The organism is Ferrovibrio terrae (assembly GCF_943372915.1).
Lineage (GTDB): Bacteria > Pseudomonadota > Alphaproteobacteria > Ferrovibrionales > Ferrovibrionaceae > Ferrovibrio > Ferrovibrio terrae_A.
On record NZ_CALSAN010000007.1, the window covers coordinates 44,319 to 69,508 of the forward strand.

A 25,190-nucleotide genomic window follows, 5' to 3' on the forward strand; every position below is an offset into this window, starting at 1 on the left:
TTATTGTCGTCGCAAGAATTACGACTTCACTGCCCCCGCAGTGAGGCCGGACACCATGTAACGCCGGAACACGTAGTAGATCGCCGCCGGCGGCAATGCATAAACCGCACCCGTCGCCATCAGCACATTGAACGGCGCATCGTCGGTGGTGAGAAAATGACCAAGCGCCACGGCCAGGGTGATATCCTTGTCCGCCGACAGCAGCAGGAACGCATAAAGATACTCGTTCCAGGCCAGCAGCAGGGCATAGGTACCAATCGCCACCAGCGACGGCGCCATCAGCGGCAAATAGATCAGGCGGAAAATCTGCAGCGGGCTGGCGCCATCGATGCGAGCGGCTTCGTCCAGTTCATAGGGCAGCTTGTCGGCATATTGCTTCAGCACCCAGATGGCATAAGGCGAAGCGAAGGTCACCATGGTCAGGATCAGCGACCATTGCGTGTTGAGCAGGCCATAGACGCCCATCACCTTGTACATCGGGATCGCCAGGAAGGCCGGCGGGATCAGATAGGTCGCCAGCGCCATATTGGAGACCAAGCGGCCGCCGCGCACCCGCAGACGGCTGATTGCAAAGGTGGCGGTGGAGGCAATGACCAGCGTGATGACACAGACCATCACGGCGACGAAAGCGCTGTTCCACAATTGCTGCCAGAAATGCTCGAGATAGTAGTGACCCTGCTTTACGACGGTCTCGTAATTTTCCAGCGTCGGACGCGATGGCCAGAGCGCGCCGGCAAAGGTCTCCACGCGCGGCGTGATCGACATGACAAACAGATGATAAATCGGGATCAGCGTCCAGACGAAGATGATGACTCCAAGCAACATCAGGCGCGCTTCAACTAGGACTTTACGCAGACTCATGGCTGCTCGCCTTTTCTCATCCGCCGCAGCATGAGCACCAGCAGCGGCAGCATCACCGGCAGCGCCACGACCACGGTGGTGACACCCACCTCGACTTCCGACATGCCGAAGGCATACCGAATGCCCAGCGTGGCGAGCGTCTGTGTCGAATCAGCCGGCCCACCGCCTGTCAGCAGATAGATCGAGTTGAAATCGCCCAGGCTCATGATGGTCGAGAGCAATGTGCAGGTGATGTAGAGATTCCGCATGCTCGGGAAGGTGACATAGAAGAATTTCTGCAGCGGACTGGCGCCATCGACATCGGCGGATTCATAGAGATCCTTCGGGATCGCCAGACGGCCGGCCAGCATGATCAGGGTCCAGAACGGCAGATATTTCCAGATATGCACCAGGGAGATCATCCCCAGTCCACTCCAGCGGTCGAGCAGCCAGTTCGGCCCGTCTTCCAGCGTGAGGCGGAAGATCAGCGAATTGAGCATGCCCCACTCGGCATTGAGCATCCAGCGGAAGGACAGGATGGTGGGAATCGAGGGAATCGCCCAGGGCAGGATGAAGATCACGCTGAGCCAGCGAATCCAGCGCTTCTCATGCACGAAGAAGCCGGACAGCAGCAAGGCCAGGAACAGCTTGATGTTCACCGCCACGCCGAGGAAGACCACAGTGTTGACGATGGTGCGCGTGAAGACCGGATCGGTCCAGAGCCGCACATAGCTTTTGGGATTGGTGCCCAGGATCAGGCCATAGCCGACCGGGTAGATCACCAGGGTGAGGAACAGAACGATATAGGGCACGAGGAAAATGAGACCCCAGATCGCCTCTTGCGAGAGACGACCTGGGGCCTTTTCCCCGGCTTGCACGTCGATAACAGCAACCACGACGATCAGCCGCTACTCAGACTCAGCCTTCGACCAGCTGCTTGATGCGGGCGAACATCTCGTCGACCGCCTGCTCGGGCGAAACCTTGTCCTGGACGACGCGCGACATGGCACGACCCCACACATTCTCCGCATTCACCGTGGTGAACTTGTAGTTATAGACGAACGGGAACGGCACGGTCGGCTGCTTCACGAACTGCTGGTACACATTCTTGCGATGCTGGTCTTCCTGCCAGAAGGGGCGTTCCGCCGCTTCCTTGGTGACCGGGAACCAGCGCCCGAGCGAACCCTCGGTATAGGGGATCAGATTCTCGGGCTGGGCCAGGAAAGCGAGGAATTCCTTGGCACGCTTCTTGTTCGGCGCATCGGCAAAGGCCACCGCCAGCTTGATCGACACCAGATTCGGCAGTGGCTGCCCATCGGGCTTGGCCGGCCAGTTGGTGGTGCGGATCAGGTCATAGTAGTTGGTCTTAGCCTGGTCGCGATCCTTCTGCTCCTTGGCATTCATCATGTCGTCCATGTGCTTGCCGGGCAGCGAGATGGTCGCGTTATGCGTCATCGGGGTTGTCTTGTTGTGGAAGGCAACGTTGTTGTCGACATCCTTCCACGACAGCGAACCGGGCGGGGTGCAGCCCTTGACCACGATATCCGTGTAGTCCTTCAGCGCGGCAACCATGCCCGCCTTGATCTTCGGATCGGTGATCAGCAGCTTGCCGTCCTTGTCGACCGGCATCGCGTTATAGGCATTCACATAGGAAAGGAAGCTGTAGAAGGTATCCGAAGCTTCCACTGACGAGGGGTGGCCGATGCCGTAGACGCGCTTGCCCTTGGCGCGCAGGCCGGGCTGCACCTTGTCACACCAGAAGGACCAGTAGCCCTTCCAGTCCTTCGGGATGTCGGTTTCCTTGAAACCGGCTTCCTCGACCATGTCCTTCCAGTAATTCGCATGCATGGTCTGCTGGTAGATCGGCATGCCGTAATAGGCGCGCTTGCCACCCGGACCCTGCAGGAAAGCCGTATCCAGCACGCCGGCCAGGAACTTGTCCTTGTTCGGCGTGATGACATCCGACAGATCTTCCAGCTTGCCTTCATAGGCCCACTTGCCGGCCGTGCGGAAATCGAAGGTCCAGCCGAAAGCCACGTCCGGCGGGGTCTTGGCTTCCACCGCCGACACGGCCTTGGTGATGATGTCTTCGACACCGAACAGGCTGAGTTCGACGGTCACGCCGGTCTTCTGCTTGAAGCGGTCAATCACCGCATTCAGCGCGACGTCCTCCGCCGGGTAGAAGCCCTTGTTGAACCAGACGGTCAGCTTTTCCTGGGCCTGTGCAGGCATTGCACCGGCCAGAACCGCGCCGCCCAATACCGCGCCGGCGAGAATCCGACCCGCGGTTTTACGCATGGTTGACTTACGCATTTTTATTCCTCCCTGCCTGACCCGTTGTGGGTTTTTCTATCGGTTACCGATGCAACGCGGCATTCTTCGTAGCATCTTATATATCAGTTTAACCAGCGGAACGCGCCCTGCCAAGCCCCCATTGCCGCCTTTCATTCACGGGCGGAACAGGCGTTGCAAAGAGCATTATTCCCTTAGTGGTTATGCCGCGGCACACCAAAGGTTTCGGCAATGCGCTGGTAATCCGTGGCGAAATCCAGACAGCCGCCTGTGGACAACTGACCCACATGCTGGCGTTGCAGTTCCTGCCATGGCGTCTGGTTCACCAGCTTCGGCGGAACCCAGGCCTTGCGGCGGCGCTCCAGCTCATCCTTCGGAATTAAAATGTCGGCACTCCGCTTGTTCAGGTCGATGCGGATCCGGTCGCCGGTCTGCAGCAGCGCCAGGCCGCCGCCAATGGCGGCTTCGGGCGAAGCATTGAGGATGGAGGGGCTGCCCGAGGTGCCGCTCTGGCGGCCATCCCCGATGCAGGGCAACAGATTGATGCCCTGTTTCACCAGCCGATCAGGCGGCAGCATGTTCACCACCTCGGCCGCACCCGGATATCCGATCGGGCCGGTATTGCGGATGACGAGGATGCTGTTCTCGTCGACCGGCAGCTTGGGATCGTTGATCCGCGCGTGGTAATCCTCCGGTCCCTCGAAGACAATGGCTGTGCCCTCGAAGGCATTGGGATCGCCCGGGCGTTCGAGATATTTCTTGCGGAACTCGGCCGATACCACCGAAGTCTTCATCACCGCCGAATCGAACAGCGTCCCGGACAGCACGGCAAAACCGGCCTCCGGCAGCATAGGCTGATTGTAGGGCTTGATCACGTTGCGGTCCTCGCAGACCGCGTCTTTGACGTTCTCGCCCATGGTCTTACCATTCACGGTGAGCGCATCGGCATGCAGCTTGCCGGCTTCCAGCAGTTCACGCATCACCACCGGCACGCCGCCGGCATGATGGAAGCCCTCGCCCAGATATTCGCCGGCCGGCATCAGGTTGACCAGCAGCGGCGTGTCGTAACCGACTTTATCCCAGTCCTTCACATCCAGTTCGACGCCCATATGGCGAGCAATGGCATTCAGATGCGGCGGGCAGTTGGTCGAGGCGCCCAGCGCACTGGCCGCCACGATGGCATTCTCAAACGCCTTGCGGGTCATGATCTGCGACGGCTTGAGGTCTTCATGCACGATCTCGACCGCACGGCGGCCGGTCTCGTAGGCCATCTGGGCACGCTCGCGATACGGCGCCGGAATAGACGCGCAGCCGGGCAGCGACATGCCCAGTGCTTCCGCCATGCTGTTCATCGACAACGCCGTACCCATGGTGTTGCAATGGCCCGGACTGGGCGCAGATGACGCCACCATTTCAAGGAACTGGTCGTAATTGATGCGGCCCGCCGCAAGCTCCTGGCGCGCGAACCAAACGACCGTGCCCGATCCGGCGCGGGTGCCCTTGTACCAGCCATCCAGCATCGGCCCACCCGACAGCACGATCGCCGGGATATCCACGGTGGCAGCCGCCATCAGCATGCCCGGCGTGGTTTTGTCGCAGCCGGTGGTCAGCACCACGCCGTCGAGCGGATAGGAATACAGCAGCTCGGCCAGGGTCAGATACAGCAGATTGCGATCCAGCGCCGCGGTCGGCCGCTTGCCCGTCTCCTGGATCGGATGGGTGGGGAATTCAAACGGAATGCCGCCGGCATCGCGGATCCCTTCGCGCACACGCTTGGCCAGTTCGATATGATGGCGATTGCAGGGCGATAGGTCACTGCCGGACTGGGCGATACCGATGATCGGCTTGCCGCCACGCAGCTCGGCCAGGGTGAGGCCGAAATTCAGATAGCGCTCGAGATATAGCGCGGTCATGCCCGGATCATGCGGGTTGTCGAACCATTCGCGGCTGCGCAGTTTTTTCTTCTCGGTCATATGGGGCTCCCTCGAACCAAATCGAACTTTATGTCGTCTTCACCTGTCGTTCGCGATGCAGGACGAACAATCCGCTCGCAACGATAATTCCAGCACCCAGCAGCATCAGTGGCGTCGGCAGGTCGGCAAAGAACAGCCAGCCCAGCAGGATCGCCCAGAGCAGCGAGGTGTAGGTATAGGGCACCACCACGGCGGCGGGTGCCAGCCGCAGGCCCTGGTTCACGCAGGCATGGGCGCCCGTCGCCACCACGCCGATCAATACAAGATAGCCGATGCCGGAGGCATCGATCGGCGCCCAGCCCCAGGGCAGGGTCAGCAGCCCGGCGGCACCGACGGCCAGCGTGTGATAGACGATCAGCGACAATGCCCCGGTCTGCCGCAGCTGGCGCGTGACGATCATCATCAGCGCATAGGCTGTGGAGCCAGCCAGCGCGATCAGCGCCGGCGCTGTAAACATGCCGCCTTCGGGCTGCAGCACCAGCAGCACGCCGATGAAGCCGACCGCCACGGCCACGCCGCGACGCCAGCCGACCATTTCACCCAGCAAGGGGATTGCCAGCACCGTGACGATCAATGGCGTCGCCTGATAGACCGACATCACATCGGCTAAAGGCAGATAACGGACCGAGAGATAGAAACAGGCGACTTCAGCGACGATCAGCATCAGGCGCACGATCTGCCGGCCCGGCTGGGCCAGCACGAATACCTCGCGCCAGCCGGTCTTGTGTACCAGAGGCAGCAAAACGACCAGCGCCGCCGCTGAGCGGATGAACAGCAGCTGGCCGACTGCCACGCTGGCCACCATCCATTTGCCCAGCGCATCATTGAAGGTGAACAATGCCGTGCCCAGCAGCATGAACAGGATGCCATGCCAGTGACTGGTCTCGGCTGGACTGCCGGCGTTACTCAAGGCACGCTCGGCCATGACTAGCTGCTCCGCCTGTCCCGGCCGCGCGCCTGTTCATGCAGGATGATCTGGTAGTCGCGCGAGGCAGCGCGGATATGGACGCCCAACAGAGTGAGCGCCTTGGTACGCTCCTTGGCGCGCAGCAGCTTGACGATATTCTGATGCTCCGCGAGGGAGTCCTCGACCGTTCGGCTTTTCGAGGTGACGCTGGCGCGCAGGGCCTGGATTTTCATTTCCAGCTGCTGGTGCGCCTGGGTCAGGAAACGGTTGTTCGCCCGAGTCAGAATATGCAGGTGATATTCGGTATCCAGCCTGCGATAGGCCGGGATATCACCATCCGCCACCGCCTTGGCCATGCGCCTTACATTCTGTTCCAGGGCGTCCAACAGCCCGGCCTCGTCATTGGCCAGCGCATCGCGCAGCGCGGCGGCTTCCAGGATGACGCGGTACTGACACATCTCGGCTGCTTCTTCGGGCGCCAGCGAAAAGACAAAACTGCCGCGCTGCGGCTGGATATCGACCAGCCCCTCCAGCTTGAGCTGCAGCAAAGCTTCGCGCACCGGTGTCTTGGAAATGCCGAGCTGGGCCGCCAGAACATTTTCCGACAGCGCCTCTCCCAACATCAATTCGCCATTGGTAATCCGCCCCCGGACATGGTCCTTCACCAGTTCGGTGAGGGACTTCGGGCGCTCCAGCCGTGTGGTGCGGGCTGCGCTCTGTTTTGCCATGACGGACGGACCTTTCCTGCCAGCCCACAGCGTAGCAGCGCCGTCTGGGCCGGTTCAAGCAGGATAGTATCTGATATGCCAGTTGACTTGCCCTGCGGTGCCTCTCGGGTTAGGAAGGATCGACAGGAGGCGCAACCGGAATGGCATTCGACATTCTCTGCCTCGGCGAAGCCATGGTCGAGTTCAACCAGACGGGCGGCGCCGAGAGCGACCAATACTTGCGCGGCTATGGCGGCGACACCTCGAATTGCGCAATTGCTGCAGCGCGGCAAGGTGCCCATGTCGCCTATTGCACCCTGGTCGGTCAGGATCCGTTCGGCGACCTGCTGCTCGAGCTGTGGCAACGCGAACAGGTTGATACCAGCCCGGTCGGTCGCCGTGCTGATGCGCCGACGGCAATTTACTTTGTCACCCATGGCGAGGCCGGCCACACCTTCACCTACTTCCGCAAGGACTCAGCTGCCAGCCGAATGACCCCGGCCGACCTGCCCGGCGACATACTGGAAAGCACCAAGCTGCTGCATGTGTCAGGAATTACCCTGGCGGTCAGCGAGTCCCTGCGCGACACGGCCATGACCGCGATCAATCGCATGCGCAAGGCGGGGCGCAAGGTCTCCTTCGACACCAACCTGCGGCTCAAGCTCTGGCCGCTGGAAACGGCGCGTGCGACGATCCATGCCGCGCTCAAGCTCAGTGATATCGCCCTGCCGAGCCTGGAAGACGCCACCGCGTTGAGTGGCCTCAGCGATCCGTTGGCGATCCTCGATTTCTATCGCAACATGGGCATTCCGCTGGTGGTACTGAAATGCGGTGCCGATGGCGTGCTGGTGGCCAACAGCGAGGGCCGCTGGCGCCTGGTCGGCCATCGCGTGCCGACCGTGGATGCCACGGGCGCCGGGGATTGTTTTGATGGCGCATTTCTTGCCGAACTGGTGCGCGGCGCTAGCCCGCTGGATGCCGTTACTTACGCCAATGCGGCAGCGGCATTGACCACGATCGGCTACGGCGCGGTTGCTCCGATTCCGCGCCGTGCCGCCGTGGAGGCCTTCTTCCAGTCGGTCGGGCGCAATGCGCCCGGACCGCTCTAGGAAACTCAGCCCTTATAGTTCCGCGCCGTCTGGTGCTGCTCACCCAGCCCCTGGATGCCGAGATGGATCTTGTCGCCATCCTTCAGATACAGCGGCGGCTTCTGGCCCATGCCGACACCCGGCGGAGTACCGGTTGAAATGATATCGCCCGGTTGCAGCGACATGAACTGGCTCAGATAACTGATCAGGTAACGCACGCCATAGACCATGGTCTTGGTCGAGCCGTCCTGGAACCGCTTGCCGTTGATGTCGCAGAACATCGAGAGATTCTGCGGATCGGGCACTTCATCAGCGGTTACCAGCCAGGGGCCAATCGGGCCGAAGCTATCGGCGCTCTTGCCCTTGGTCCATTGCCCGTGACGCTCGATCTGGAAGGCACGTTCCGACACGTCATTGATCAGGCAATAGCCGGCAACATGCTTCATGGCATCGGCTTCGCTGACATAGCGCGCCACCGAACCGATCACTACGCCCAGCTCCACTTCCCAATCTGTCTTCTGGGAGTTCTTCGGGATGATCACATCGTCATTCGGCCCGGTGATGGCTGAGGTCGCCTTCATGAAGATGATCGGCTCCGGCGGCACGGTGGCGCCGGTCTCGGCAGCGTGGTCGGAATAGTTCAGGCCAATGCAGATAAACTTGCCGACATGGCCGACGCAGGGGCCGATGCGCGGATTGCCCGAAACCACCGGCAGTGCCATCGGATCGAGCGATTTGAGCTTGGCTAGACCTGATGGGCTGAGTGTCGCACCGGCGATATCGGGCACCACGGTGGACAGATCGCGGATGGCGCCCGAAGCATCGAGCAGGCCAGGCTTTTCCTGGCCCGGCGGGCCGTAACGCAGCAGTTTCATCGTCGTTTCTCCTTGTCAGATCAGATCGACCAGCCGCCATCGATCACGTGGATCGTGCCGGTGGTGAAGGCGGATTCATCAGCCGAGAGATAAACCGCCAGGGCGGCGATTTCCTCAGGTGTGCCGAGCCGGCCAAGCGGCTGGCGCGCAACGAAACCGGCACGCGCCTGCTCGACGCCGCCGGCTGCAGCAGCCTGGCTGGCGATGCGGTCGTCCAGCGATGGCGTCTGGATCGTACCCGGACAGATCGCATTGGCGCGGATGCCATGCTTGATGAAGTCGGCGGCGATTGATTTGGTCAGGCCGATCACGGCCGCCTTGGTGGTGCCATAGACAAAGCGGTTGGGTGCACCCTTCACCGAAGAGCAGGCCGATGACATGTTGACAATGGAGGCGCCCTTGCCGCTGGCGATCATCGCCGGCAGCAGAGCCCGGGTCAGGCGATACATGGCACGCACATTGAGGTCGAAGGAGAAATCCCAGTCCTTTTCCTCGGTCTCCAGGATAGTGCCGTGATGAACGAAACCGGCGCAGTTGAACAGCACATCGACAGCACCAACCTCCTTGGCGAAGGCGGCAATGGCGCCCGTATCCATCACATCCAGCTTGCGGGTGCGGATATTGGGCAGGCTGCCGAGTTCTTTGAGCTTTGGTTCATTCACATCGGTGGCGATGACCGTGGCGCCCTCGCGCGCAAAGGCGATGGCCGAGGCGCGCCCGATGCCTTGTGCCGCCGCCGTTATCACCGCTGTCTTGCCTTCCAAACGCATCATGATCTCCTGTTTACTTTTATGCCACGGCCGGCAGGCAGGCCGGGCCGATCGGTTCGAAACTCTTGTAGGTGAGGATGAATTCCTGATGGCCGAGGCCTTCGGATTTTGTGGCAGCGCCGGCGCCCACCTGTTTGACCAGATCGAAGATTTCGCGGCCCACAGTATCCAGATCGGCCGTGCCTTCCAGAATCCGTCCGGCATTCACATCCATATCTTCGGCCATGCGTGCATAGGTGCGTGGATTGGCGCAAACCTTGATCACCGGTGCCAGAGCTGAACCGACAACGGAACCCCGGCCCGTGGAAAACAGAATGACATGCGAGCCGCAGGCGATCAGCTCGGCGATTTCTGCATTGTCGCTGATATTGGGGAAGCCGAAGCGCACCTCGCCATCGGGAACGACATCGAGAAGATAGAGGCCGCCACGGGGCGGAATATCACCGGGCTTGATGATGCCACTGATCGGCGAAGCCCCACTCTTGGCATAGGCGCCCAGCGATTTTTCCTCGATGGTGGTCAGCCCCCCATCGGCGTTGCCCGGTGCGAAACTGGGGTAGCCGAGGGTTTCGTAATAACGTGCAGCTTTCGCCACGCAGGCCTTGAGTTCCCGCCCCAGCTCCGGCGTGACCGCACGTTCGGCCATCCAGTCTTCCATGCCGATCAACTCGCCGGTCTCCTCGAAGATCGTCGCCGCCTTTTCCTGCACCAGGAAATCGAAAGCGCGGCCCATCGCCGGATTGGCGGTCAGGCCCGATGTGGCATCCGAACCGCCGCAGATGGTGCCGACCACCAGTTCCGACACAGCCATAGGTTCTGTCGGCTGATTGCTGAGCGACTTCAGCTGTGCCTCGACCCAGGCACGGCCCTTCTCGATGGTCGAGCGGGTGCCACCATTCTCCTGGATCGCCAGCAGTTCCACCGGACGGCCGCTATCCTTGATCGTGCGCTCCAACAGCTTCTTGTTGAAGCCCTCGCAACCCAGCGACACCAGCAGCACGGCACCGACATTGGGATGCGTGCACAGGCGCTGCATCATTTTCAAGGCATAGGCATTGGGATAGCAGCCGGGAAAGCCGATCACATGGGCGCCGGCCTCGCGGTAAGGCCAGGCGATTTCCTTCGACACGTGATGCGCGCATTCAACCAGATAGGCGACCGCCACATAATTGCGGATACCCTTACGCCCATCGGCCCGGCGCCAGCCACGCATTGCAGTTTCGCTCATGGCGCAGCCTCCACGGCAACGGTATTCGGCATGTAGTCGCTGGCGACATTGTGGTTATGCACGTATTCGCCCAAGGTAATTGCGGCTGTCGCACGGCCGATCGGCGCGCCGTATTTGACGATCTTCTCGCCAGGCGCGATATCGCGCAGCGCGATCTTGTGCCCAAAGCCTAGCGCGCGCTGCAGCGTTACCAATCGACCGGCCACGGACAGGCTCGTATCGGCAGCGATCTCGGAGCGGGCGACAGCGATATTGTCGCCCGGCGCCAGCACCAGCAGACGCGGATCGGTCTCAGAACTTGCCATAGCGCTTGTAGGCCTCCTGCGGGTCCATACCGGCCATGATGTTGCGACGGACCTCGCCTTCGGTGCCCATCACCTCCTCGGTGCGGGCGATCACAGCGCTGGCCATCGCAGCCGGAATGATGACGATGCCGTCGCGGTCGGCAATCACGTAGTCGCCGGTGCAGACCGTGACGGTGCCGATGGTGATCGGCGCGCCGAAACTGTCGGGCACCCAGCGCGCAACGATGTCAGATGGCGTGTAGAAACTGCACCAGGTGGGAAAGCCGATCTCGTCGATCATCGCGGCATCGCGACAACCGCCATCGACAATGTAGCCGCGCACGCCCTTGAGCTGCAGCGCCGAGGCCGACAGCTCGCCCATCAGCGCCACTTCCTTGTTGTTCGGCTGGCAGATCACCACCTTGCCACCGAGCGCCTTGGACAGCACGCCGGTCCATTCCAGCAGGGTTTCATGGGCCGATTTGGTGCGGTCGATATGACCGCTGACCGTCCAGACCTGCCCGGCCAGGGTGTGTTTGATGTTGAGCGGGCGGATATCGTAAGGCAGCAGGCAGTTGTCGTGACCCTGGGCACGCAGCACATCATGGACGGCGGAGGCGTAGCAGCGGCTCAAACGCTCCGCCAGCGGATCAGCCGGCAGGGTCTCGGACATTTTCACTCCCATCTGATATATCAGTTGCAGGAACTTTAGCCAGATTCCCCGGCCCTGACTAGTCACGGCCTGATGACGGTTGAAGCGCCGGGGTCAGCGGGCGGATAATCGGCCGGCAAAGCTCGGGGACGGCAGGCAACACCGGAAGGACCAAAGCCATGATGAAGAAAATCGCTCTTGCCTTTGCCATCGTCGTCATCGCCATTGCCGGCGCGGCTTATTACTTCGCCTCCAATATCGACAGCGTGATCAAGGCGATGGTCGAGCGTTACGGCTCGGAAGCCACGCAAACCAGCGTGACGTTGAAATCGATCAAACTGTCCTTCAAGGAGGGCAGCGGCGAACTCAACAATCTGGTCGTGAAGAACCCCAAGGGTTTCAGCAGCAACGACGCCATCTCACTGGGCGACATCAAGGTCGTGCTGGATATTGCGACGCTGCAGTCCAACACCATCGTGATCAAGGATGTGACCATCCTGCAGCCGGCGGTGCTGTATGAATATGCTGGCGCCGGCGGCAATCTGGAAGCGATCCAGAAGAATGTGCAGTCCTATGCCGCGAAATTCAGCGGCGGCAAAACCACGCCGGACAAAAGCGCCGGGGCCAGCGGGGATGCTGACAAAGCAGCCAGCAAGCAACCGGAAAAGAAAGTCATCATCGAAAACCTGGTGATTCGTGATGGTAAGATCGCCGCAACCCATCAGGCCTTGCAGGGCCGCACGCTGTCCGCCCCGCTGCCGACCATCCAGTTGAAGGACATCGGCAAGGACAAGGGCGGCGCCACGCCGGCGGAAGTGGCCGAGAAAGTAATCGGCACCATCAGTGCGCAGGCCTCACGCGTTGCCACAGCGGAGTTGCAGAAGCAGGTCGGCACCCTGCTCAAGGAACAGGCCGGCGGGTTGCTCGGCGGTGCCACGGGTGGCGCAACGGGCGGCGCCGCTGGCAGCAGCCCGGCCGACAAGCTGAAGGGCCTGCTTGGCAAGTAAGCCGCCGCAGCCGTCACTCAAACGCATAAGACCCATCGCCAAATCGTATGGCGGCAAGGGTCGTCGCCACCGGATTGCCGGGCTAGCATGCCTGAGCGGCATTTATAGCCAGCTTTCCGATGTTGCCGGCCCTCTTGTGTTGTCTGGTCCATGATCAATCCTGTTTTACGCAATGCCCTGGCCGGTTTCGGCGCCCTGCTGCTCGGCCTTGGCCTCGGCCGGTTCGGCTATACCCCACTGATTCCAGTGCTGATCCAGGAGGGCTGGCTCAGTGCCGGCGCAGCGGCCTATCTCGGCGCGACCAATCTGTTTGGCTATGTCGCCGGCAGCCTGATGGCTGCGACTCTGGCAAGGCTTGTACCGGTACCGCGGCTGACCCGCATCTCGATGGTGGTCTCGGCGGTCAGCCTGATCGCCTGCGCCATGCCCTGGGGCTTTGTCTGGTTCGCGCCCTGGCGGTTCCTCGCCGGCTTTGCCGGCGGACTGCTGATGGTTGGCGCCATCCCTTTGATCTTGTCCCGTGCGCCGCTGGCGCAGCGCGGCCGCAGCAATGGCATCATCTTCACCGGCGTCGGCACCGGGATCATCACGGCCGGCACGCTGGTGCCCGCCCTGGCCGGCTGGGGCCCGGGCCCTGTCTGGATCGGCATGGGCCTGCTGGCCCTGCTCATCGCGGCACTGACCTGGAAACAGTGGGATGGCGATACCGCCCTGCCCGCACCGCCCACAGAAGCTGCGCCCGCAAGGGCTTTCACCCTGCCGGTAGCCCTGCTGCTGGCCGCCTATACGCTGGACTCTGCGGGCTTCGTGCCGCACACCGTATTTCTGGCCGATTATGTCGCCCGCGGGCTGGAGCGGGGCGTGGCCGCCGGTGGGCTCTATTGGGTTCTGTTCGGTGTCGGCGCCATCAGCGGCCCGCTGATGGTTGGCTTTGCGGCCGAATGGTTCGGCTTCTATCGCAGCATCATCGGCGTGCTCACCATCAAGAGCGCTGCGATCGCCATTCCATTGTTTTCGCAGCACCCCGTCGCGCTGGCGATTTCAGCCATCACCGTAGGCGCGATGACTCCCGGCATCTCTGCGCTGGCCTCGGGGCGCGTGGTTGAACTGGTCGGCTTCGGCGCCCATCGCAAGGTCTGGGGTTGGCTGACCGCCGGCTTTGCCGGCGCCTCTGCCGGCGTGGGGTATCTGTTTTCCTTCCTGTTCGACCAGACGCATTCCTACAATCTGCTCTTCGCGCTCGGTGCCGCCGGCGTCTTCATCGCGATGCTGCTCACCATTTTCGCCCGTAAACCAAAGAATCAGGCCTGAATCTCAGCTTGCCGAATTCCACATTCCGGAGCTTGACTTTTATATTAGTAATTACTAAATTAGTGACATCTAATTAATGAAATGAGGATTCGATGCGTAAGGCCGATCTGACACGGCTGAAGGCCAGTGCCGCCGAGGCGAGCCGCTTCCTGCGCGCCCTGGCCAACGAAAAGCGCCTGCTCACACTGTGCCAGCTGATGGGCGAGGAACGCTCGGTCGGCAGCCTCGCCGAGGCTGTCGGTCTCAGCCAGTCGGCCCTGTCACAGCATCTCACGCGCCTGCGCGAAGACGGCTTGGTCGCCACACGCCGCGACAGCCAGACCATCTACTACCGACTCGCCGATCCTCGCATCGAGGCGGTAATCGGCCTGCTCTACGACCAGTTCTGCAAACCAGCCCGCTAATAGCCCGGAGCATTACCATGTCCATCCTGCCCAAAATCACCCCGACCGCCCTGCAGCAGCGCCTGCAGAGCGGAGAGATCGTCCTGATCGATATCCGCGAACCATCGGAATATGCCCGCGAGCATATCCATGGTGCCCGCCTCGTCCCGCTGGCCGCCATCGACAGCCATGACTTCGATACCGAGCGCAACAAGACAGCCGTCTTCACCTGTCGCAGTGGCAACCGTACCGCCATGAATGCCTCCCGCCTGCTGGCGAAGGGCTTTCGCGAGGCTTACGTCCTTGAGGGCGGCCTCGATGCCTGGAAATCGGCCGGCCTGCCGGTGCATTTCAACGCGGAGGCGCCGCTGGACCTGCAGCGCCAGGTGCAGATCACAGCTGGTGGCATGGCTTTGCTCGGCGCCATCCTGGCCTGGCTGGTCTCGCCCTGGTTCATCGCACTCAGCGGCTTTGTCGGCGCCGGCCTGATGATGGCAGGTATGACCGGCTTCTGTGGCATGGCGCGCCTCCTCGCGGCCATGCCCTGGAATCGGAAATTCCTCTCTGCGTAACGGAGCAAACTATGCACCCCCAGGTCCATGCGTTCTTCGATGAGGCGACCTTCACGGTCAGCTATGTGGTGGTCGACCCGGCAACCAAGGTCTGCGCCATCGTCGATTCCGTGCTCGACTATGACCCGGCATCGGGCCGCACGCGCAAAGCCTCGGCGGATGCCATCATTGCCTTCATCCGGCAGCAGGGACTGAAGCTGGACTGGATTCTGGAAACCCATGTTCATGCCGATCACCTTTCGGCCGCGCCATATCTGAAAGAGAAACTGGGCGGCAGGCTCGGTATCGGATCCAACATCACGGTCGTGCAGAATGTTTTCGGCAAGGTCTTCAATGCGGGCACAGACTTCGCACGCGACGGCAGCCAGTTCGACCACCTGTTCAAGGACGGGGAATCCTTTCATATCGGCAATATCGAGGCCAAGGCCATTCATACGCCCGGGCACACTCCTGCCTGCATGACCTATGTGATCGGCGATGCAGGCTTCGTCGGCGATACGTTGTTCATGCCTGACTACGGCACGGCGCGCTGCGACTTCCCCGGTGGCGATGCGCGCCAGCTCTACCGCTCGATCCGCAAGATCTTCGCCCTGCCGCCGCAGACCCGGCTGTTCATGTGCCATGATTACAAGGCGCCGGGTCGCGACGACTATCGCTGGGAAACCACGGTCGCCGCCGAGCGCACCAACAATGTGCATGTCCATGACGGCATTGATGAAGACAGTTTCGTCGATATGCGACGCAAGCGTGACGCCACGCTGGATATGCCGCGCCTGATCCTGCCCTCGGTGCAGGTGAATATGCGCGCCGGACATATGCCGGCCGCCGAAAGCAACGGCATGCGGTATCTGAAAATCCCGGTCGACGCGCTGTAACCCGATGCTTACGCTGACCGCGACACAGGCTGCCTGGGCTGCCGCATCAGGCAGCGCCGTTGGCTTCGCCCTGGCGCTGGTGGGTGGTGGTGGCTCCATCCTCGCCGTGCCGGCCCTGCTGTATCTGGTCGGCATCACCGATACCCATCTGGCAATCGGCACCAGTGCATTGGCTGTGGCAGTGAATGCGTTTGCCAATCTGGCCATGCATGCCCGGCGTCAGGCGGTGAAATGGCGCTGCGCCGGCGTCTATGCCGTCAGCGGTGTATTCGGCGCCGCCATGGGCTCCAGTCTCGGCAAGCTGGTGGATGGCCGCCATCTGCTGTTGCTGTTCGCCGCAGCCATGGTCGCTGTCGGCTTAGCCATGCTGCGGCCCAAAGCTGCGGGCGGCGATCCGGATATACAACTGAATGCCCGTATCCTGCCAAAGCTGGTGATCCTCGGTCTGCTCACCGGCCTGGTCAGCGGATTCTTCGGCATCGGGGGCGGATTTCTGGTGGTACCTGGACTGATGCTCGGCAGCGGCATGCCGATGCTGAACGCGGTGGCAGCGTCGCTGGTATCTGTCGGCAGCTTCGGCCTCACCACGGCAGCGAATTATGCATGGTCCGGACAGGTGCACTGGATCGCCGCCGCGTGGTTTGTCGGCGGCGGGCTGGTCGGTGGCGTGATCGGCCTGCGGATGTCGGCCTTTGCCGCAAGCCGCAAGGGCCTGCTCAACCGCATTTTTGCCGGTTTGATCTTTGCGGTTGCCGCCTATGTCGGCTGGCGCGCGCTCTGATCAGCCGCCATACAGCCAGTCATTGCCGGCATAAGCCTGCTCTTTCGTCCGCCCACCCAACGCCATGTTGCGTAATTCGCGCACCGGACCGGTGGCGTGATAAAAATCGCCATAGACGCGGGCCATCACCTGCACCCGCGCCGTGCGCAGGTAGCGCTCCTGCTGATAGGCCAGAAATGCACGATTAGGATCGCTGATCGACTGCGCCAGCTTGTCGGCCAGGCAGACGGCGTCCTCAATCGCCATGCAGGCACCCTGCGCTAGATACTGCAGCATCGGATGGGCCGCGTCGCCTAACAGCGCGACACGTCCCTTGGTCCAGTTCGCCACCGGCTCGCGATCGCACAACACCCACATGCGCCAGGCCTCGATCTTGCCGAGCAGCTTGTGCACCTGAGGCTGCTGGTTCTGGAACCGCTCGTTCAGCTCGGCCACGTCGCCGAAACTGTTCCAGCCTTCTTCGTAACGATTGGAGTGGAACACCGCGACCAGATTGTAAAGTTCACTGCGGCGCAGCGGGTAATGCACCAGATGGGTCTTCGGTCCGGCCCAGAGCACCACGTTATTCTCGAACTGGCCCTGCGGCACGTCGGCCACCGGCAGCACCGCGCGATAGGCGATATGGCCTGAAACACGCGGCTTGCCGTCGCCCACGATCTGCTCGCGCACCTGTGACCACAGGCCGTCGCATGCAATCATGCTGCTGCCCTGGATTGTTTCGCCATCGGCCAGCGTCACCGTCACGCTTTCGCCGCTGTCGGCCCAGGCGGTCATCTTGGCGCTGGTGCGCAGTGTGATCCGTGTCTGAGCCAGGCAGGCCTGCAGCAGGGTGTTGTGCAGATCGGCGCGATGCGTCACCGCGTAAGGCATGCCCCAATGGGCGCGGGCCTGTTCACCCAGCGGCATGCGGGTGACTTCCTCGCCCGTCAGCGCGTCACGCATGATCAGGTTCTGCGGAAAGACTGCATCGGCTTCGATGGCGGCGCGGATGCCAAGGGCTTCAAAACGGCGGAAGACATTGGGCCCAAGCTGAATGCCGGCGCCGACCTCGCGGAATTCAGCTGACTGCTCAAGCAGCACCGAGGGCAAACCTTTCAGCGCCAGCGCCAAAGCCGTCGCCAATCCGCCGATACCGCCGCCGATGATAATGACCGGACGATCCTGTGCCGCTGCCATGGCCCCTCCCCGTTTTTTTGCTGAACTGCCTTTGGCAATATAATCAGTACACAGATTATATGGAAATGTCAAGCAGTTTCTACCGCGTACGCACTATCTCAAATAGAATCTGGTGATATTTCCACTGCTTTATGCATTGAATAATGGACATTCCTGATCCGCTGCAGTGGGGGACACATCATGCTGTCATTCAAAAGCTGGGGTATCTTGTGGAAGATCATGGCGGTGATCGCCGTGCTGCTGGCCGCCATGGCCGCCAGTGTCTGGACCGGCTATCGCGGCCTGCACGAACTCTCCGCCGACATCGTCGAACTCGAACTGCAAGCTAAACGGGTCGAAAATGCCGGGCGTGGCACAGCCAATGCCCTGAGTTGGATTCGCATGGTCGAATCGATCCCGCATGCTGCAACACCGGCAGCGCGGAATGATCTTGCCGCCAAGGCAGCCGATGAACGGCGACGGCTGGGTGTGCGCATCGACAATCTGAAGGGACTGCTGCATGCCCCGGAGGCACAGCAGCGCCTCGCTGCCATGGTGCAGGCGGTACAGGCCTACGAAACCGTCCACCGCACCGTGCTGCAACTGGCTGAACAGGGCGATGCGGCAGCGAGCCAGCAGGCCGCCGTGCGCGGTGTGGCACAGGCTGAGGAAATCCGCGCCCGCATCCGGCCGATGGAAGACGCGATCTCCAAGGAGATCACCGAATTCAGCGCCAAGGCACGCGAAGATGGCGAGCGTGCCACCGCTTTCATGTTGACCCAGTCTGGCATCGGCGCGGCCATCGGTCTCGGCCTTGCCATCCTGATCACACTGGCGGCAATCAGCCGCCCACTGCGCCGCATGATCACAGGCATGGAACGCCTCGCTCAGGACGACCTTGATATTGAGATTGTCGATGATGGCCGCCGCGACGAAGTTGGCCTGATCGGCCGGTCCCTGGTGGTCTTCCGTCAGAACGCCATCGACAAGCGTAGCGCCGAAGCCAATGCCGAAGCCCAGCGTGCCGAAACCGAACGTGAGCGCAATGCCCGCGAAGCACGCGAACGCCAGGCCATCGCCGAGATATCCACCCTGTGCGAGCGTGTCGCCAGCGGTGATCTGGCCGGGCGACTGGAGGAAGCCGACAAAGATGGCTTCCTGCTTACCATCAGCCAGCAGCTCAACAGCCTGACCAACACCCTGCAGCAGATGACCCGAGAGCTGGCTGATGTCACTGGCGCCATGGCCGAGGGCAAGCTGACCCGCTCTGTCGATGGCGCCTATAGCGGGGTCTACGGCCAATTGAAGGACAGCGTCAATGCCATGGCCGGCAAGCTGCGGGATTTCGCAGCGCGGCTGGCCGAGACCGCCCAGGTGGTGCGCAATGCTTCCGCCGAAATCTCCACCGCCAGCCAGGATCTGGCCCAGCGCACTGAAAGTCAGGCCGCTTCGATTGAAGAGACGGCTGCCTCAATGCACGAGATCACCACGACCGTGAAGCAGAACGCCGACAATGCCGAAGCCGGCAACCAGATGGCCGCCACCGCGCGCAATGCTGCCGAACAGGGCGGCACCATCATGAGCAAGGTAACGGGCGCGATGAACGGGATCGAAGAAAGCGCCCGCAAAATCGGCGATATCGTATCGCTGATCGACGAAATCGCGTTCCAGACCAACCTGCTGGCACTGAATGCCTCGGTCGAAGCCGCCCGCGCCGGCGAGGCCGGCAAGGGCTTTGCCGTCGTTGCGCAGGAGGTCCGTGCCCTGGCGCAGCGGTCCGCCGACGCATCCAAGGACATCAAGACGCTGATCAGTGCCTCGAACAGTCAGGTGAAGACCGGGGCCGATCTGGTTGGCCAGGCCGGCCGCTCGCTGACCGACATCATGGAATCGGTGAAGAAGGTTTCAGATATCGTCGCTGATATCGCCGCCGCTTCGCGCGAACAGGCGACGGGACTGGATCAGATCAACACTGCAGTCGGCCAGATGGACGAGATGACGCAGCGCAACGGCGCCCTGGTCGAGGAGACATCGGCCTCGGCACAGCAGCTCGCCACCCAGGCCCAGCAGCTGGCACAGCTGGTCGGATTCTTCGATACCGGCCGGCACTGAACCATGCCACCCCGCCCGACTCGGAGCCGCGTATAAAGCGACTCGCTTTACCCGTTTGACACGCCCTGCGTGACGCCGAATGATCGACTTTGGTCGAAGACTCGGCGGCATGTTTCTGTATGCATAACAATAAGCCGCCTGCCCCGACCGCTCGCACTCGCAGACGAAAAAGCAAAGGGGAAACCAATGGCACAGTCAGATGGCGGCTTCCTGTCGCGCTGGACACTGAAGACCGGAGGCGTGATCGCACCGGATGAGCGGCTGCCCATGGGGCAGACGATTGCGGTTGGCCTGCAGCATGTGGTTGCCATGTTCGGCGCCACCGTGCTGGCGCCGCTGCTGATGGGTTTCGATCCCAATGTCTCGATCCTGTTCTCGGGCATCAGCACGCTGATCTTCTTCTTTGTTACCGGCGGTAAGCTGCCGAGCTATCTGGGCTCCAGCTTCTCCTTCATCGCCGTGGTGATCGCGGCCTCGGCCTATAGCGGCAGCGGCCCGAATGCCAATATCGGCGTGGCGCTCGGCGGCATCATCGCTGCCGGTGCGGTCTATGCCGTTATTGGCCTGATCGTGATGAAGGCAGGGCATGGCTGGATCGAGACCCTGATGCCGCCGGTGGTGACCGGTGCCATCGTGGCCGTGATCGGCCTCAATCTGGCACCGATTGCCGTGAAAGGCGTCAGTGCCAATGGCTTCGATGCGTTCATCGGCCTGCTCACCGTGGTCGCGGTCGGTGTCATCGCCGTCTATACCAGCGGTACATTGCAACGCCTGCCCATCCTGCTCGGCGGCCTGGTGGCCTATATCGTCTATGCCGTGCTGGCCAACGGTGCCGGCATGGGCAAACCGATCGATTTCAGCGGCGTGATGAATGCCGCCTGGATCGGCATGCCCAACTTCACCGCACCGGTCTTTGAGGCCGGGGCCATGGCGCTGATCGCACCCGTCGCGATCATCCTGGTGGCGGAGAATCTGGGTCATGTTAAGGCGATCGGCGTGATGACCGGACGCAATCTCGACCCGCTGCTGGGCCGGGCCTTCCTGGGCGATGGTATCGCCACCATGATCTCGGGCGCCGGCGGCGGCACCGGCATGACCACCTATGCCGAAAACATGGGCGTGATGGCAGTCACCAAGATCTTCTCCACGCTGATCTTCATCGTGGCGGCGCTCTTCGCCATCCTGCTCGGCTTCTCGCCCAAATTCGGCGCGCTGATCCTCACCATCCCAGGCTCCGTGCTCGGCGGCCTGTCCCTGGTGGTGTTCGGACTGATCTCGGCGACGGCTGGCCGAATCTGGGTCGAGAACAAGGTCGATTTCTCGAATGCCCGCAACCTGATCACGGTGGGCGTGGCCCTGACTGTGGGCGCTGGCGACCTGATGCTGAAATTCGGCGGCTTCTCGCTGGGTGGGATCGGCACCGCCACCTTCGGCGCCATCATCCTGTATCAGATCCTGAACGGCCGCAGCAGCCGGTAGTCCGGACTCGACACGATAGGCCGCGGCGGAAAGAATTTCCGTCGCGGTTCTTTTCTAGGCTGCTGCCGCGTATGGTCTGCCACGGTAAGAGAATCACTCTGGAGACGCAGACGTGGATGTGAAAGACAGCAACGGCAACCTGCTTGCCGAAGGCGACAGTGTCGTCCTGATCAAGGATCTGAAGGTGAAGGGCGCCAATGCCACCCTGAAACGCGGCACGGTAATCAAGAATATCCACCTCACCGACGATGAGGAGGAAATCGAAGGTCGCACCGACAAGGTGAAGGGCCTGGTGCTGAAAGCCTGTTTCGTGAAAAAGGCCTGACGGGCCGCGCGGTTTTATTTACCCGAGCAGGCGCGCGACGCAGCGCCGCACGCCATCCTGCCAGGGCGGCATGCGGATGCCATAGACTGCCGCGATCTTGCTGGTATCCAGCACCGAGTTGGCGGGACGCTTCGCCGGCGTCGGATAGTCGGCCGTGGTGATCGCCTCCACTGGCACGCTGCGCCCCCCGAGACTGCCCGCCACCGCCATGATCTCGCTGGCCAGGCCGTGCCATGTGGTGGCACCGGAGCCGGCAAGATGGAAAATCCCGGAAAGCGCTGCATCGCTAGGCGCAGCCATAAGACGTTGCGCCATGGTGAGCACGGCGGCTGCAAGATCGGGGGCATAGCTGGGCGAGCCGTGCTGATCGGCCACCACACGCAGGCTGTCGCGCTCGGCACTGAGCCGCAGCATGGTGCGGACGAAATTGGCGCCGAAAGGACTATGGACCCAGGCGGTACGCAGGATCACGGCCTGCGGTAAAGCCGCCAGCACCGCCTGCTCACCGGCCAGTTTCGAGCGCCCATAAGCACCCTGCGGGTTGCAGGGGTCATCTTCACGATATGGGCCCGTCTTGCTACCATCAAAAACATAATCGGTGGAAACATGGATCAGTGGCAGTTTGTTTCGCACACAGACCTCTGCTACGGCCGCAGCACCATCGCGGTTGATCGCAAAGGCCAAGTCAGGTTCGGATTCTGCCCGATCAACCGCCGTATAGGCCGCCGCATTGACGACAATATCCACGGGCAGACCTGCCAGAGCGGCAGCAACGGTTTCCGGTGCCGCGAGGTCAAGCTGCGGTCGGCCGATACGAACGATATCGACATCCTCGCCGATCAGTTCGGCGAGAGAGCGTGCCAGCTGGCCCTGCATTCCGATGACGGCCAGACGCAGCTTGGACTGGCGTAGCATAGCCTCAGCCTTCGTGCCTGCCGTTGGTGACGATCAGTGGCGGCAGCGGATAATAGGGTGGCAGAACCTTGGCCTCGGCCAACAGCGGTGCGGCCAGATCCTTCTTGGCAATGATCGGATCTTTCAGTTTCCAGTCGATGCCGATGGCGGGATCGTTCCAGCGGATCGCATGCTCGCAGCTGGGATCATAGGGCGCCGTGCACTGGTAGAGGAAATCAGCCTGATCGCTCAGCACCGAGAAACCATGGGCGAAACCCGGTGGAATCCACAGCTGCTGGTGATTGTCGCCACTCAGGATCGTGCCGGTCCAGCGACCGAAGGTGGGGGAGCCTTTGCGGATATCGACGGCGACATCGAACACCTCACCCGCCACCACGGTCACCAGCTTGCCCTGGCCATGTGGCTCCTGATAATGCAGGCCGCGGATCACGCCCTTGCGGGAGCGCGAGAAATTGGTCTGAACCGACGGCACACCAAGTCCCTGGTTCAGGTATCGCGGTGCATTCCACAACTCCTTGATGAAGCCGCGGTCGTCGGAGAATATCTTCATCTCGATGATGAAAACGTCAGGCAGGTCGGTGGCGATGATGCGCATGATATGTCCTGCCCGGCCTAGCGGTCACGGCCTTCGTTGAGGATGCGGCGCAGATACTGGCCATAGGCATTCTTGCTGTAAGCACTGGCGAGTTTTTCAAGCTGCGCGGCATCGATATACCCCTGCCGCCATGCGACTTCTTCCGGGGCAGCAATCTTCAGTCCCTGGCGCTTCTCCACCGTGGCGATGAAGTTGGAAGCTTCCAGCAGGCTGTCGGGTGTACCGGTATCGAGCCAGGCGAACCCGCGGCCGAACAGCTCCACTTTCAGTTTTCCGCGCTGCAGATAGACATTGTTGAGATCGGTGATTTCCAGTTCGCCACGTGCCGAGGGCTTCAGCGTCGCGGCAATATCACAGACCGCTTTGTCGTAGAAGTAGAGGCCGGTGACTGCCCAGTTGGTCGGCGGATTGGCGGGCTTTTCGATGATGGCCTTCGGCGTCTTGTCGGGACCGAGTTCCAGCACGCCGTACCGTTCCGGATCGGCGACCCAGTAGCCGAAGACCACGGCACCATCCTGAATGCGGGCCGCACGACGCAGCACATCGCCAAAGCCTTCGCCATAAAAGATGTTGTCACCCAGCACCAGGGCACAAGCTTCCCCATTGATGAAATTGCGACCGATGATGAAGGCCTGCGCAATGCCGTTTGGCTCAAGCTGCACGGCATAGGTAATGGCGATGCCCCACTGGCTGCCATCGCCCAGCAGGTTGCGGAAAGCCACCTGGTCGCGCGGCGTAGTGATGATCAGGATCTCGCGGATGCCGGCGAGCATCAGCGTGGTCAGCGGATGATAGATCATCGGCTTGTCATAGATTGGGATCAGCTGCTTGCTGGTCACCGCCGTTGCCGGATGCAACCGAGTTCCCGCGCCGCCCGCCAGGATGATGCCTTTCATTGCCGTCCGTACCTTTTCTGCGTCACTGCTACGCTGCCGCCGGCGGGTTTGTCGCCGCCATGCGGACCGAGTCTATCACATGGGCGATCTGGGCGCTGCTCATGCCGGGCCAAATCGGCAGGCTGATAGTCTGGGCCGCGATCGATTCCGCCACCGGGAAAGCGCCCCGGCCATAGCCCAGATCAGCATAGGCCGGCTGCAGATGCGGGGGGGCCGGATAATGGATCATGGCCTGCACACCCGCCTCCGCCAGGCAGGCGATCACCGCATCGCGCTGCGGGTGGCGGATGGTATAGAGATGCCACACGGCTTCCGCCCCTTCCGTGATGACTGGCAAGGTGATGCTGTTCAGATCAGCCAGCCCCTTGCTGTAGGCGCGGGCGATCTGGCGGCGCTGGGAATTGAGGCTGTCGAGCTGCGGCAGCTTGACGCTGAGCAGGGCCGCCTGCAGTTCATCGAGGCGCGAATTGCAGCCGGCAACCTGGTGCTCGTATTTGCGTTCGGAGCCATAATTGCGCAGCAGTCGCAACCGCGCCGCCACACCAGCATCGCTGGTGACCACAGCACCACCATCGCCCAGGGCACCGAGATTCTTGGTCGGATAGAAACTGAAGCCGGCGGCAATACCCAGCGTGCCGGTAGTGTGCCCGCGATAGGTGGCACCATGGGCCTGGGCGGCATCCTCGATCAGATGCAGGCCGTGCTTGGCGGCCAGCGCCTGCAGCGGCGCCATGTCGGCCGGATTGCCATACAGGTGCACGGCAATCACCGCCCTGGTACGACTGGTGATGGCCGCCGCCACGCGAGCCGGATCAATATTGCAGGTGGCCGGGTCGCAATCGACCGGCACCGGCCGCGCCTGGGCCCGCGACACCCCGAGCCAGGTGGCAATAAAAGTATGCGCCGGCACGATCACCTCGTCACCGGCCCCGATCCCCAGCGCCTCCAGCGTCAGGGTCAGGGCATCAAGGCCGTTGGCGACACCAATGGCCGCCTGCGCACCACAATAGCGCGCGAATGCCATCTCAAATCCCTGGAGCGCCTCGCCCATGATGAAATGGCCACGCTGCAGCGTGCTGCGCCAGGCGTCATTCAAACCGGCCGCGATTCCCGCATGGGTCGGGCCGATATCGAAGAACGGTATGGTTATCGCGCGCGGCATTGTTGG

At 61.9% G+C, this 25,190-nt stretch carries 26 protein-coding genes; 10 read left to right on the forward strand and 16 right to left on the reverse strand.

Going from position 1 to position 25,190, the window contains the following annotated elements:
- Positions 1-18 precede the first annotated feature (18 nt).
- The 6 genes from AAG821_RS06790 to AAG821_RS06815 all read right to left on the reverse strand — a co-directional run bounded on the left by AAG821_RS06790 (position 19) and on the right by AAG821_RS06815 (position 6,740).
- On the reverse strand, positions 19-861 hold the full coding sequence (locus tag AAG821_RS06790) for a carbohydrate ABC transporter permease (protein ID WP_341909453.1): 843 nt from the start codon (positions 859-861) through the stop codon (positions 19-21).
- Positions 858-1,652 carry a sugar ABC transporter permease gene (locus tag AAG821_RS06795; RefSeq protein ID WP_341909451.1) on the reverse strand — a complete coding sequence of 265 codons (795 nt, stop codon included), beginning with the start codon at positions 1,650-1,652 and terminating at the stop codon, positions 858-860. Before AAG821_RS06795 ends, AAG821_RS06790 begins: the two co-directional genes overlap by 4 nt.
- A gap of 106 nt (positions 1,653-1,758) precedes the next feature.
- Positions 1,759-3,153, reverse strand: a complete 1,395-nt coding sequence (locus AAG821_RS06800; RefSeq protein WP_341909450.1) for an ABC transporter substrate-binding protein — start codon at positions 3,151-3,153, stop codon at positions 1,759-1,761.
- A 173-nt stretch (positions 3,154-3,326) separates the two neighbouring features.
- Positions 3,327-5,105, reverse strand: coding sequence for an IlvD/Edd family dehydratase (locus tag AAG821_RS06805; protein WP_341909448.1), 1,779 nt, complete (start codon positions 5,103-5,105; stop codon positions 3,327-3,329).
- A gap of 28 nt (positions 5,106-5,133) precedes the next feature.
- The gene (locus AAG821_RS06810; protein WP_341909445.1) at positions 5,134-6,030 is read right to left on the reverse strand and encodes a DMT family transporter; all 897 of its coding nucleotides are present in this window, start codon (positions 6,028-6,030) and stop codon (positions 5,134-5,136) included.
- Positions 6,031-6,032: 2 nt separating this feature from the next.
- Positions 6,033-6,740 (reverse strand): GntR family transcriptional regulator, encoded by a 708-nt coding sequence (locus AAG821_RS06815; RefSeq protein WP_341909443.1) that lies wholly within the window; start codon positions 6,738-6,740, stop codon positions 6,033-6,035.
- A gap of 140 nt (positions 6,741-6,880) precedes the next feature.
- On the opposite strand from AAG821_RS06815, the gene AAG821_RS06820 reads away from it, so the two are divergent.
- The gene (locus tag AAG821_RS06820; RefSeq protein WP_341909441.1) at positions 6,881-7,828 is read left to right on the forward strand and encodes a sugar kinase; all 948 of its coding nucleotides are present in this window, start codon (positions 6,881-6,883) and stop codon (positions 7,826-7,828) included.
- A gap of 5 nt (positions 7,829-7,833) precedes the next feature.
- On the opposite strand, the gene AAG821_RS06825 is transcribed toward AAG821_RS06820, so the two are convergent.
- Genes AAG821_RS06825 through AAG821_RS06845 form a run of 5 tightly spaced genes read right to left on the reverse strand, consistent with a single transcriptional unit; the run spans position 7,834 to position 11,637 of the window.
- On the reverse strand, positions 7,834-8,682 hold the full coding sequence (locus AAG821_RS06825; protein WP_341909439.1) for a fumarylacetoacetate hydrolase family protein: 849 nt from the start codon (positions 8,680-8,682) through the stop codon (positions 7,834-7,836).
- Positions 8,683-8,702: 20 nt separating this feature from the next.
- Positions 8,703-9,452, reverse strand: coding sequence for an SDR family oxidoreductase (locus AAG821_RS06830; protein WP_341909680.1), 750 nt, complete (start codon positions 9,450-9,452; stop codon positions 8,703-8,705).
- Between the two features lie 19 nt (positions 9,453-9,471).
- On the reverse strand, positions 9,472-10,680 hold the full coding sequence (locus AAG821_RS06835; protein WP_341909437.1) for a UxaA family hydrolase: 1,209 nt from the start codon (positions 10,678-10,680) through the stop codon (positions 9,472-9,474).
- Positions 10,677-10,985 (reverse strand): UxaA family hydrolase, encoded by a 309-nt coding sequence (locus tag AAG821_RS06840; RefSeq protein WP_341909435.1) that lies wholly within the window; start codon positions 10,983-10,985, stop codon positions 10,677-10,679. The genes AAG821_RS06835 and AAG821_RS06840 overlap by 4 nt, the downstream gene beginning before the upstream one ends.
- Positions 10,972-11,637, reverse strand: coding sequence for a hypothetical protein (locus AAG821_RS06845; protein WP_341909433.1), 666 nt, complete (start codon positions 11,635-11,637; stop codon positions 10,972-10,974). Before AAG821_RS06845 ends, AAG821_RS06840 begins: the two co-directional genes overlap by 14 nt.
- 158 nt (positions 11,638-11,795) lie before the next feature.
- On the opposite strand from AAG821_RS06845, the gene AAG821_RS06850 reads away from it, so the two are divergent.
- From AAG821_RS06850 to AAG821_RS06875, 6 genes are all read left to right on the forward strand, one after another.
- Positions 11,796-12,623, forward strand: coding sequence for a hypothetical protein (locus AAG821_RS06850; RefSeq protein WP_341909431.1), 828 nt, complete (start codon positions 11,796-11,798; stop codon positions 12,621-12,623).
- Between the two features lie 150 nt (positions 12,624-12,773).
- A complete protein-coding gene (locus AAG821_RS06855; protein WP_341909428.1) occupies positions 12,774-13,934 on the forward strand; it encodes a YbfB/YjiJ family MFS transporter in 1,161 nt (386 codons plus the stop codon).
- A gap of 92 nt (positions 13,935-14,026) precedes the next feature.
- Positions 14,027-14,338: a metalloregulator ArsR/SmtB family transcription factor gene (locus AAG821_RS06860; protein ID WP_341909426.1), complete on the forward strand. Its 312-nt coding sequence runs from the start codon at positions 14,027-14,029 to the stop codon at positions 14,336-14,338.
- 17 nt (positions 14,339-14,355) lie between these two features.
- Entirely contained in the window at positions 14,356-14,889 is a 534-nt protein-coding gene (locus AAG821_RS06865; protein WP_341909425.1) for a rhodanese family protein, read from the forward strand.
- 11 nt (positions 14,890-14,900) lie between these two features.
- Positions 14,901-15,764, forward strand: coding sequence for an MBL fold metallo-hydrolase (locus tag AAG821_RS06870; RefSeq protein ID WP_341909423.1), 864 nt, complete (start codon positions 14,901-14,903; stop codon positions 15,762-15,764).
- A 4-nt stretch (positions 15,765-15,768) separates the two neighbouring features.
- Positions 15,769-16,545 carry a sulfite exporter TauE/SafE family protein gene (locus AAG821_RS06875; RefSeq protein ID WP_341909421.1) on the forward strand — a complete coding sequence of 259 codons (777 nt, stop codon included), beginning with the start codon at positions 15,769-15,771 and terminating at the stop codon, positions 16,543-16,545.
- On the opposite strand, the gene AAG821_RS06880 is transcribed toward AAG821_RS06875, so the two are convergent.
- A complete protein-coding gene (locus AAG821_RS06880) occupies positions 16,546-17,721 on the reverse strand; it encodes a 3-hydroxybenzoate 6-monooxygenase (protein ID WP_341909419.1) in 1,176 nt (391 codons plus the stop codon). It lies immediately after the preceding gene.
- Between the two features lie 180 nt (positions 17,722-17,901).
- Here AAG821_RS06880 and AAG821_RS06885 point away from each other — a divergent pair, with 180 nt between their 5' ends.
- The 3 genes from AAG821_RS06885 to AAG821_RS06895 all read left to right on the forward strand — a co-directional run bounded on the left by AAG821_RS06885 (position 17,902) and on the right by AAG821_RS06895 (position 21,616).
- Complete coding sequence (locus AAG821_RS06885; protein ID WP_341909417.1) at positions 17,902-19,812, forward strand: methyl-accepting chemotaxis protein; 1,911 nt, start codon at positions 17,902-17,904, stop codon at positions 19,810-19,812.
- A gap of 186 nt (positions 19,813-19,998) precedes the next feature.
- The gene (locus AAG821_RS06890) at positions 19,999-21,291 is read left to right on the forward strand and encodes a solute carrier family 23 protein (RefSeq protein WP_341909415.1); all 1,293 of its coding nucleotides are present in this window, start codon (positions 19,999-20,001) and stop codon (positions 21,289-21,291) included.
- A gap of 112 nt (positions 21,292-21,403) precedes the next feature.
- On the forward strand, positions 21,404-21,616 hold the full coding sequence (locus tag AAG821_RS06895; protein WP_341909413.1) for an alkylphosphonate utilization protein: 213 nt from the start codon (positions 21,404-21,406) through the stop codon (positions 21,614-21,616).
- Between the two features lie 18 nt (positions 21,617-21,634).
- Here AAG821_RS06895 and rfbD read toward each other — a convergent pair whose 3' ends face one another.
- Genes rfbD through AAG821_RS06915 form a run of 4 tightly spaced genes read right to left on the reverse strand, consistent with a single transcriptional unit; the run spans position 21,635 to position 25,184 of the window.
- On the reverse strand, positions 21,635-22,531 hold the full coding sequence (gene rfbD / locus AAG821_RS06900) for a dTDP-4-dehydrorhamnose reductase (RefSeq protein WP_341909411.1): 897 nt from the start codon (positions 22,529-22,531) through the stop codon (positions 21,635-21,637).
- A 4-nt stretch (positions 22,532-22,535) separates the two neighbouring features.
- The gene (rfbC, locus tag AAG821_RS06905) at positions 22,536-23,126 is read right to left on the reverse strand and encodes a dTDP-4-dehydrorhamnose 3,5-epimerase (protein ID WP_341909409.1); all 591 of its coding nucleotides are present in this window, start codon (positions 23,124-23,126) and stop codon (positions 22,536-22,538) included.
- 17 nt (positions 23,127-23,143) lie between these two features.
- On the reverse strand, positions 23,144-24,022 hold the full coding sequence (rfbA, locus tag AAG821_RS06910; RefSeq protein WP_341909407.1) for a glucose-1-phosphate thymidylyltransferase RfbA: 879 nt from the start codon (positions 24,020-24,022) through the stop codon (positions 23,144-23,146).
- A 28-nt stretch (positions 24,023-24,050) separates the two neighbouring features.
- Positions 24,051-25,184, reverse strand: a complete 1,134-nt coding sequence (locus AAG821_RS06915; protein ID WP_341909405.1) for a DegT/DnrJ/EryC1/StrS family aminotransferase — start codon at positions 25,182-25,184, stop codon at positions 24,051-24,053.
- Between the last annotated feature and the right edge of the window lie 6 nt (positions 25,185-25,190).

Excerpts from the sequence above, each read along its gene's own strand:
- AAG821_RS06790 (WP_341909453.1), bottom strand. The coding sequence starts at position 861 with ATGAGTCTGCGTAAAGTCCTAGTTGAAGCGCGCCTGATGTTGCTTGGA.
- AAG821_RS06800 (WP_341909450.1), bottom strand. The coding sequence starts at position 3,153 with ATGCGTAAGTCAACCATGCGTAAAACCGCGGGTCGGATTCTCGCCGGC.
- AAG821_RS06805 (WP_341909448.1), bottom strand. The coding sequence starts at position 5,105 with ATGACCGAGAAGAAAAAACTGCGCAGCCGCGAATGGTTCGACAACCCG.
- AAG821_RS06810 (WP_341909445.1), bottom strand. The coding sequence starts at position 6,030 with ATGGCCGAGCGTGCCTTGAGTAACGCCGGCAGTCCAGCCGAGACCAGT.
- AAG821_RS06815 (WP_341909443.1), bottom strand. The coding sequence starts at position 6,740 with ATGGCAAAACAGAGCGCAGCCCGCACCACACGGCTGGAGCGCCCGAAG.
- AAG821_RS06820 (WP_341909441.1), top strand. The coding sequence starts at position 6,881 with ATGGCATTCGACATTCTCTGCCTCGGCGAAGCCATGGTCGAGTTCAAC.
- AAG821_RS06825 (WP_341909439.1), bottom strand. The coding sequence starts at position 8,682 with ATGAAACTGCTGCGTTACGGCCCGCCGGGCCAGGAAAAGCCTGGCCTG.
- AAG821_RS06830 (WP_341909680.1), bottom strand. The coding sequence starts at position 9,452 with ATGCGTTTGGAAGGCAAGACAGCGGTGATAACGGCGGCGGCACAAGGC.
- AAG821_RS06835 (WP_341909437.1), bottom strand. The coding sequence starts at position 10,680 with ATGAGCGAAACTGCAATGCGTGGCTGGCGCCGGGCCGATGGGCGTAAG.
- AAG821_RS06840 (WP_341909435.1), bottom strand. The coding sequence starts at position 10,985 with ATGGCAAGTTCTGAGACCGATCCGCGTCTGCTGGTGCTGGCGCCGGGC.
- AAG821_RS06845 (WP_341909433.1), bottom strand. The coding sequence starts at position 11,637 with ATGTCCGAGACCCTGCCGGCTGATCCGCTGGCGGAGCGTTTGAGCCGC.
- AAG821_RS06850 (WP_341909431.1), top strand. The coding sequence starts at position 11,796 with ATGATGAAGAAAATCGCTCTTGCCTTTGCCATCGTCGTCATCGCCATT.
- AAG821_RS06855 (WP_341909428.1), top strand. The coding sequence starts at position 12,774 with ATGATCAATCCTGTTTTACGCAATGCCCTGGCCGGTTTCGGCGCCCTG.
- AAG821_RS06860 (WP_341909426.1), top strand. The coding sequence starts at position 14,027 with ATGCGTAAGGCCGATCTGACACGGCTGAAGGCCAGTGCCGCCGAGGCG.
- AAG821_RS06865 (WP_341909425.1), top strand. The coding sequence starts at position 14,356 with ATGTCCATCCTGCCCAAAATCACCCCGACCGCCCTGCAGCAGCGCCTG.
- AAG821_RS06870 (WP_341909423.1), top strand. The coding sequence starts at position 14,901 with ATGCACCCCCAGGTCCATGCGTTCTTCGATGAGGCGACCTTCACGGTC.
- AAG821_RS06875 (WP_341909421.1), top strand. The coding sequence starts at position 15,769 with ATGCTTACGCTGACCGCGACACAGGCTGCCTGGGCTGCCGCATCAGGC.
- AAG821_RS06880 (WP_341909419.1), bottom strand. The coding sequence starts at position 17,721 with ATGGCAGCGGCACAGGATCGTCCGGTCATTATCATCGGCGGCGGTATC.
- AAG821_RS06885 (WP_341909417.1), top strand. The coding sequence starts at position 17,902 with ATGCTGTCATTCAAAAGCTGGGGTATCTTGTGGAAGATCATGGCGGTG.
- AAG821_RS06890 (WP_341909415.1), top strand. The coding sequence starts at position 19,999 with ATGGCACAGTCAGATGGCGGCTTCCTGTCGCGCTGGACACTGAAGACC.
- rfbD (WP_341909411.1), bottom strand. The coding sequence starts at position 22,531 with ATGCTACGCCAGTCCAAGCTGCGTCTGGCCGTCATCGGAATGCAGGGC.
- rfbC (WP_341909409.1), bottom strand. The coding sequence starts at position 23,126 with ATGCGCATCATCGCCACCGACCTGCCTGACGTTTTCATCATCGAGATG.
- rfbA (WP_341909407.1), bottom strand. The coding sequence starts at position 24,022 with ATGAAAGGCATCATCCTGGCGGGCGGCGCGGGAACTCGGTTGCATCCG.
- AAG821_RS06915 (WP_341909405.1), bottom strand. The coding sequence starts at position 25,184 with ATGCCGCGCGCGATAACCATACCGTTCTTCGATATCGGCCCGACCCAT.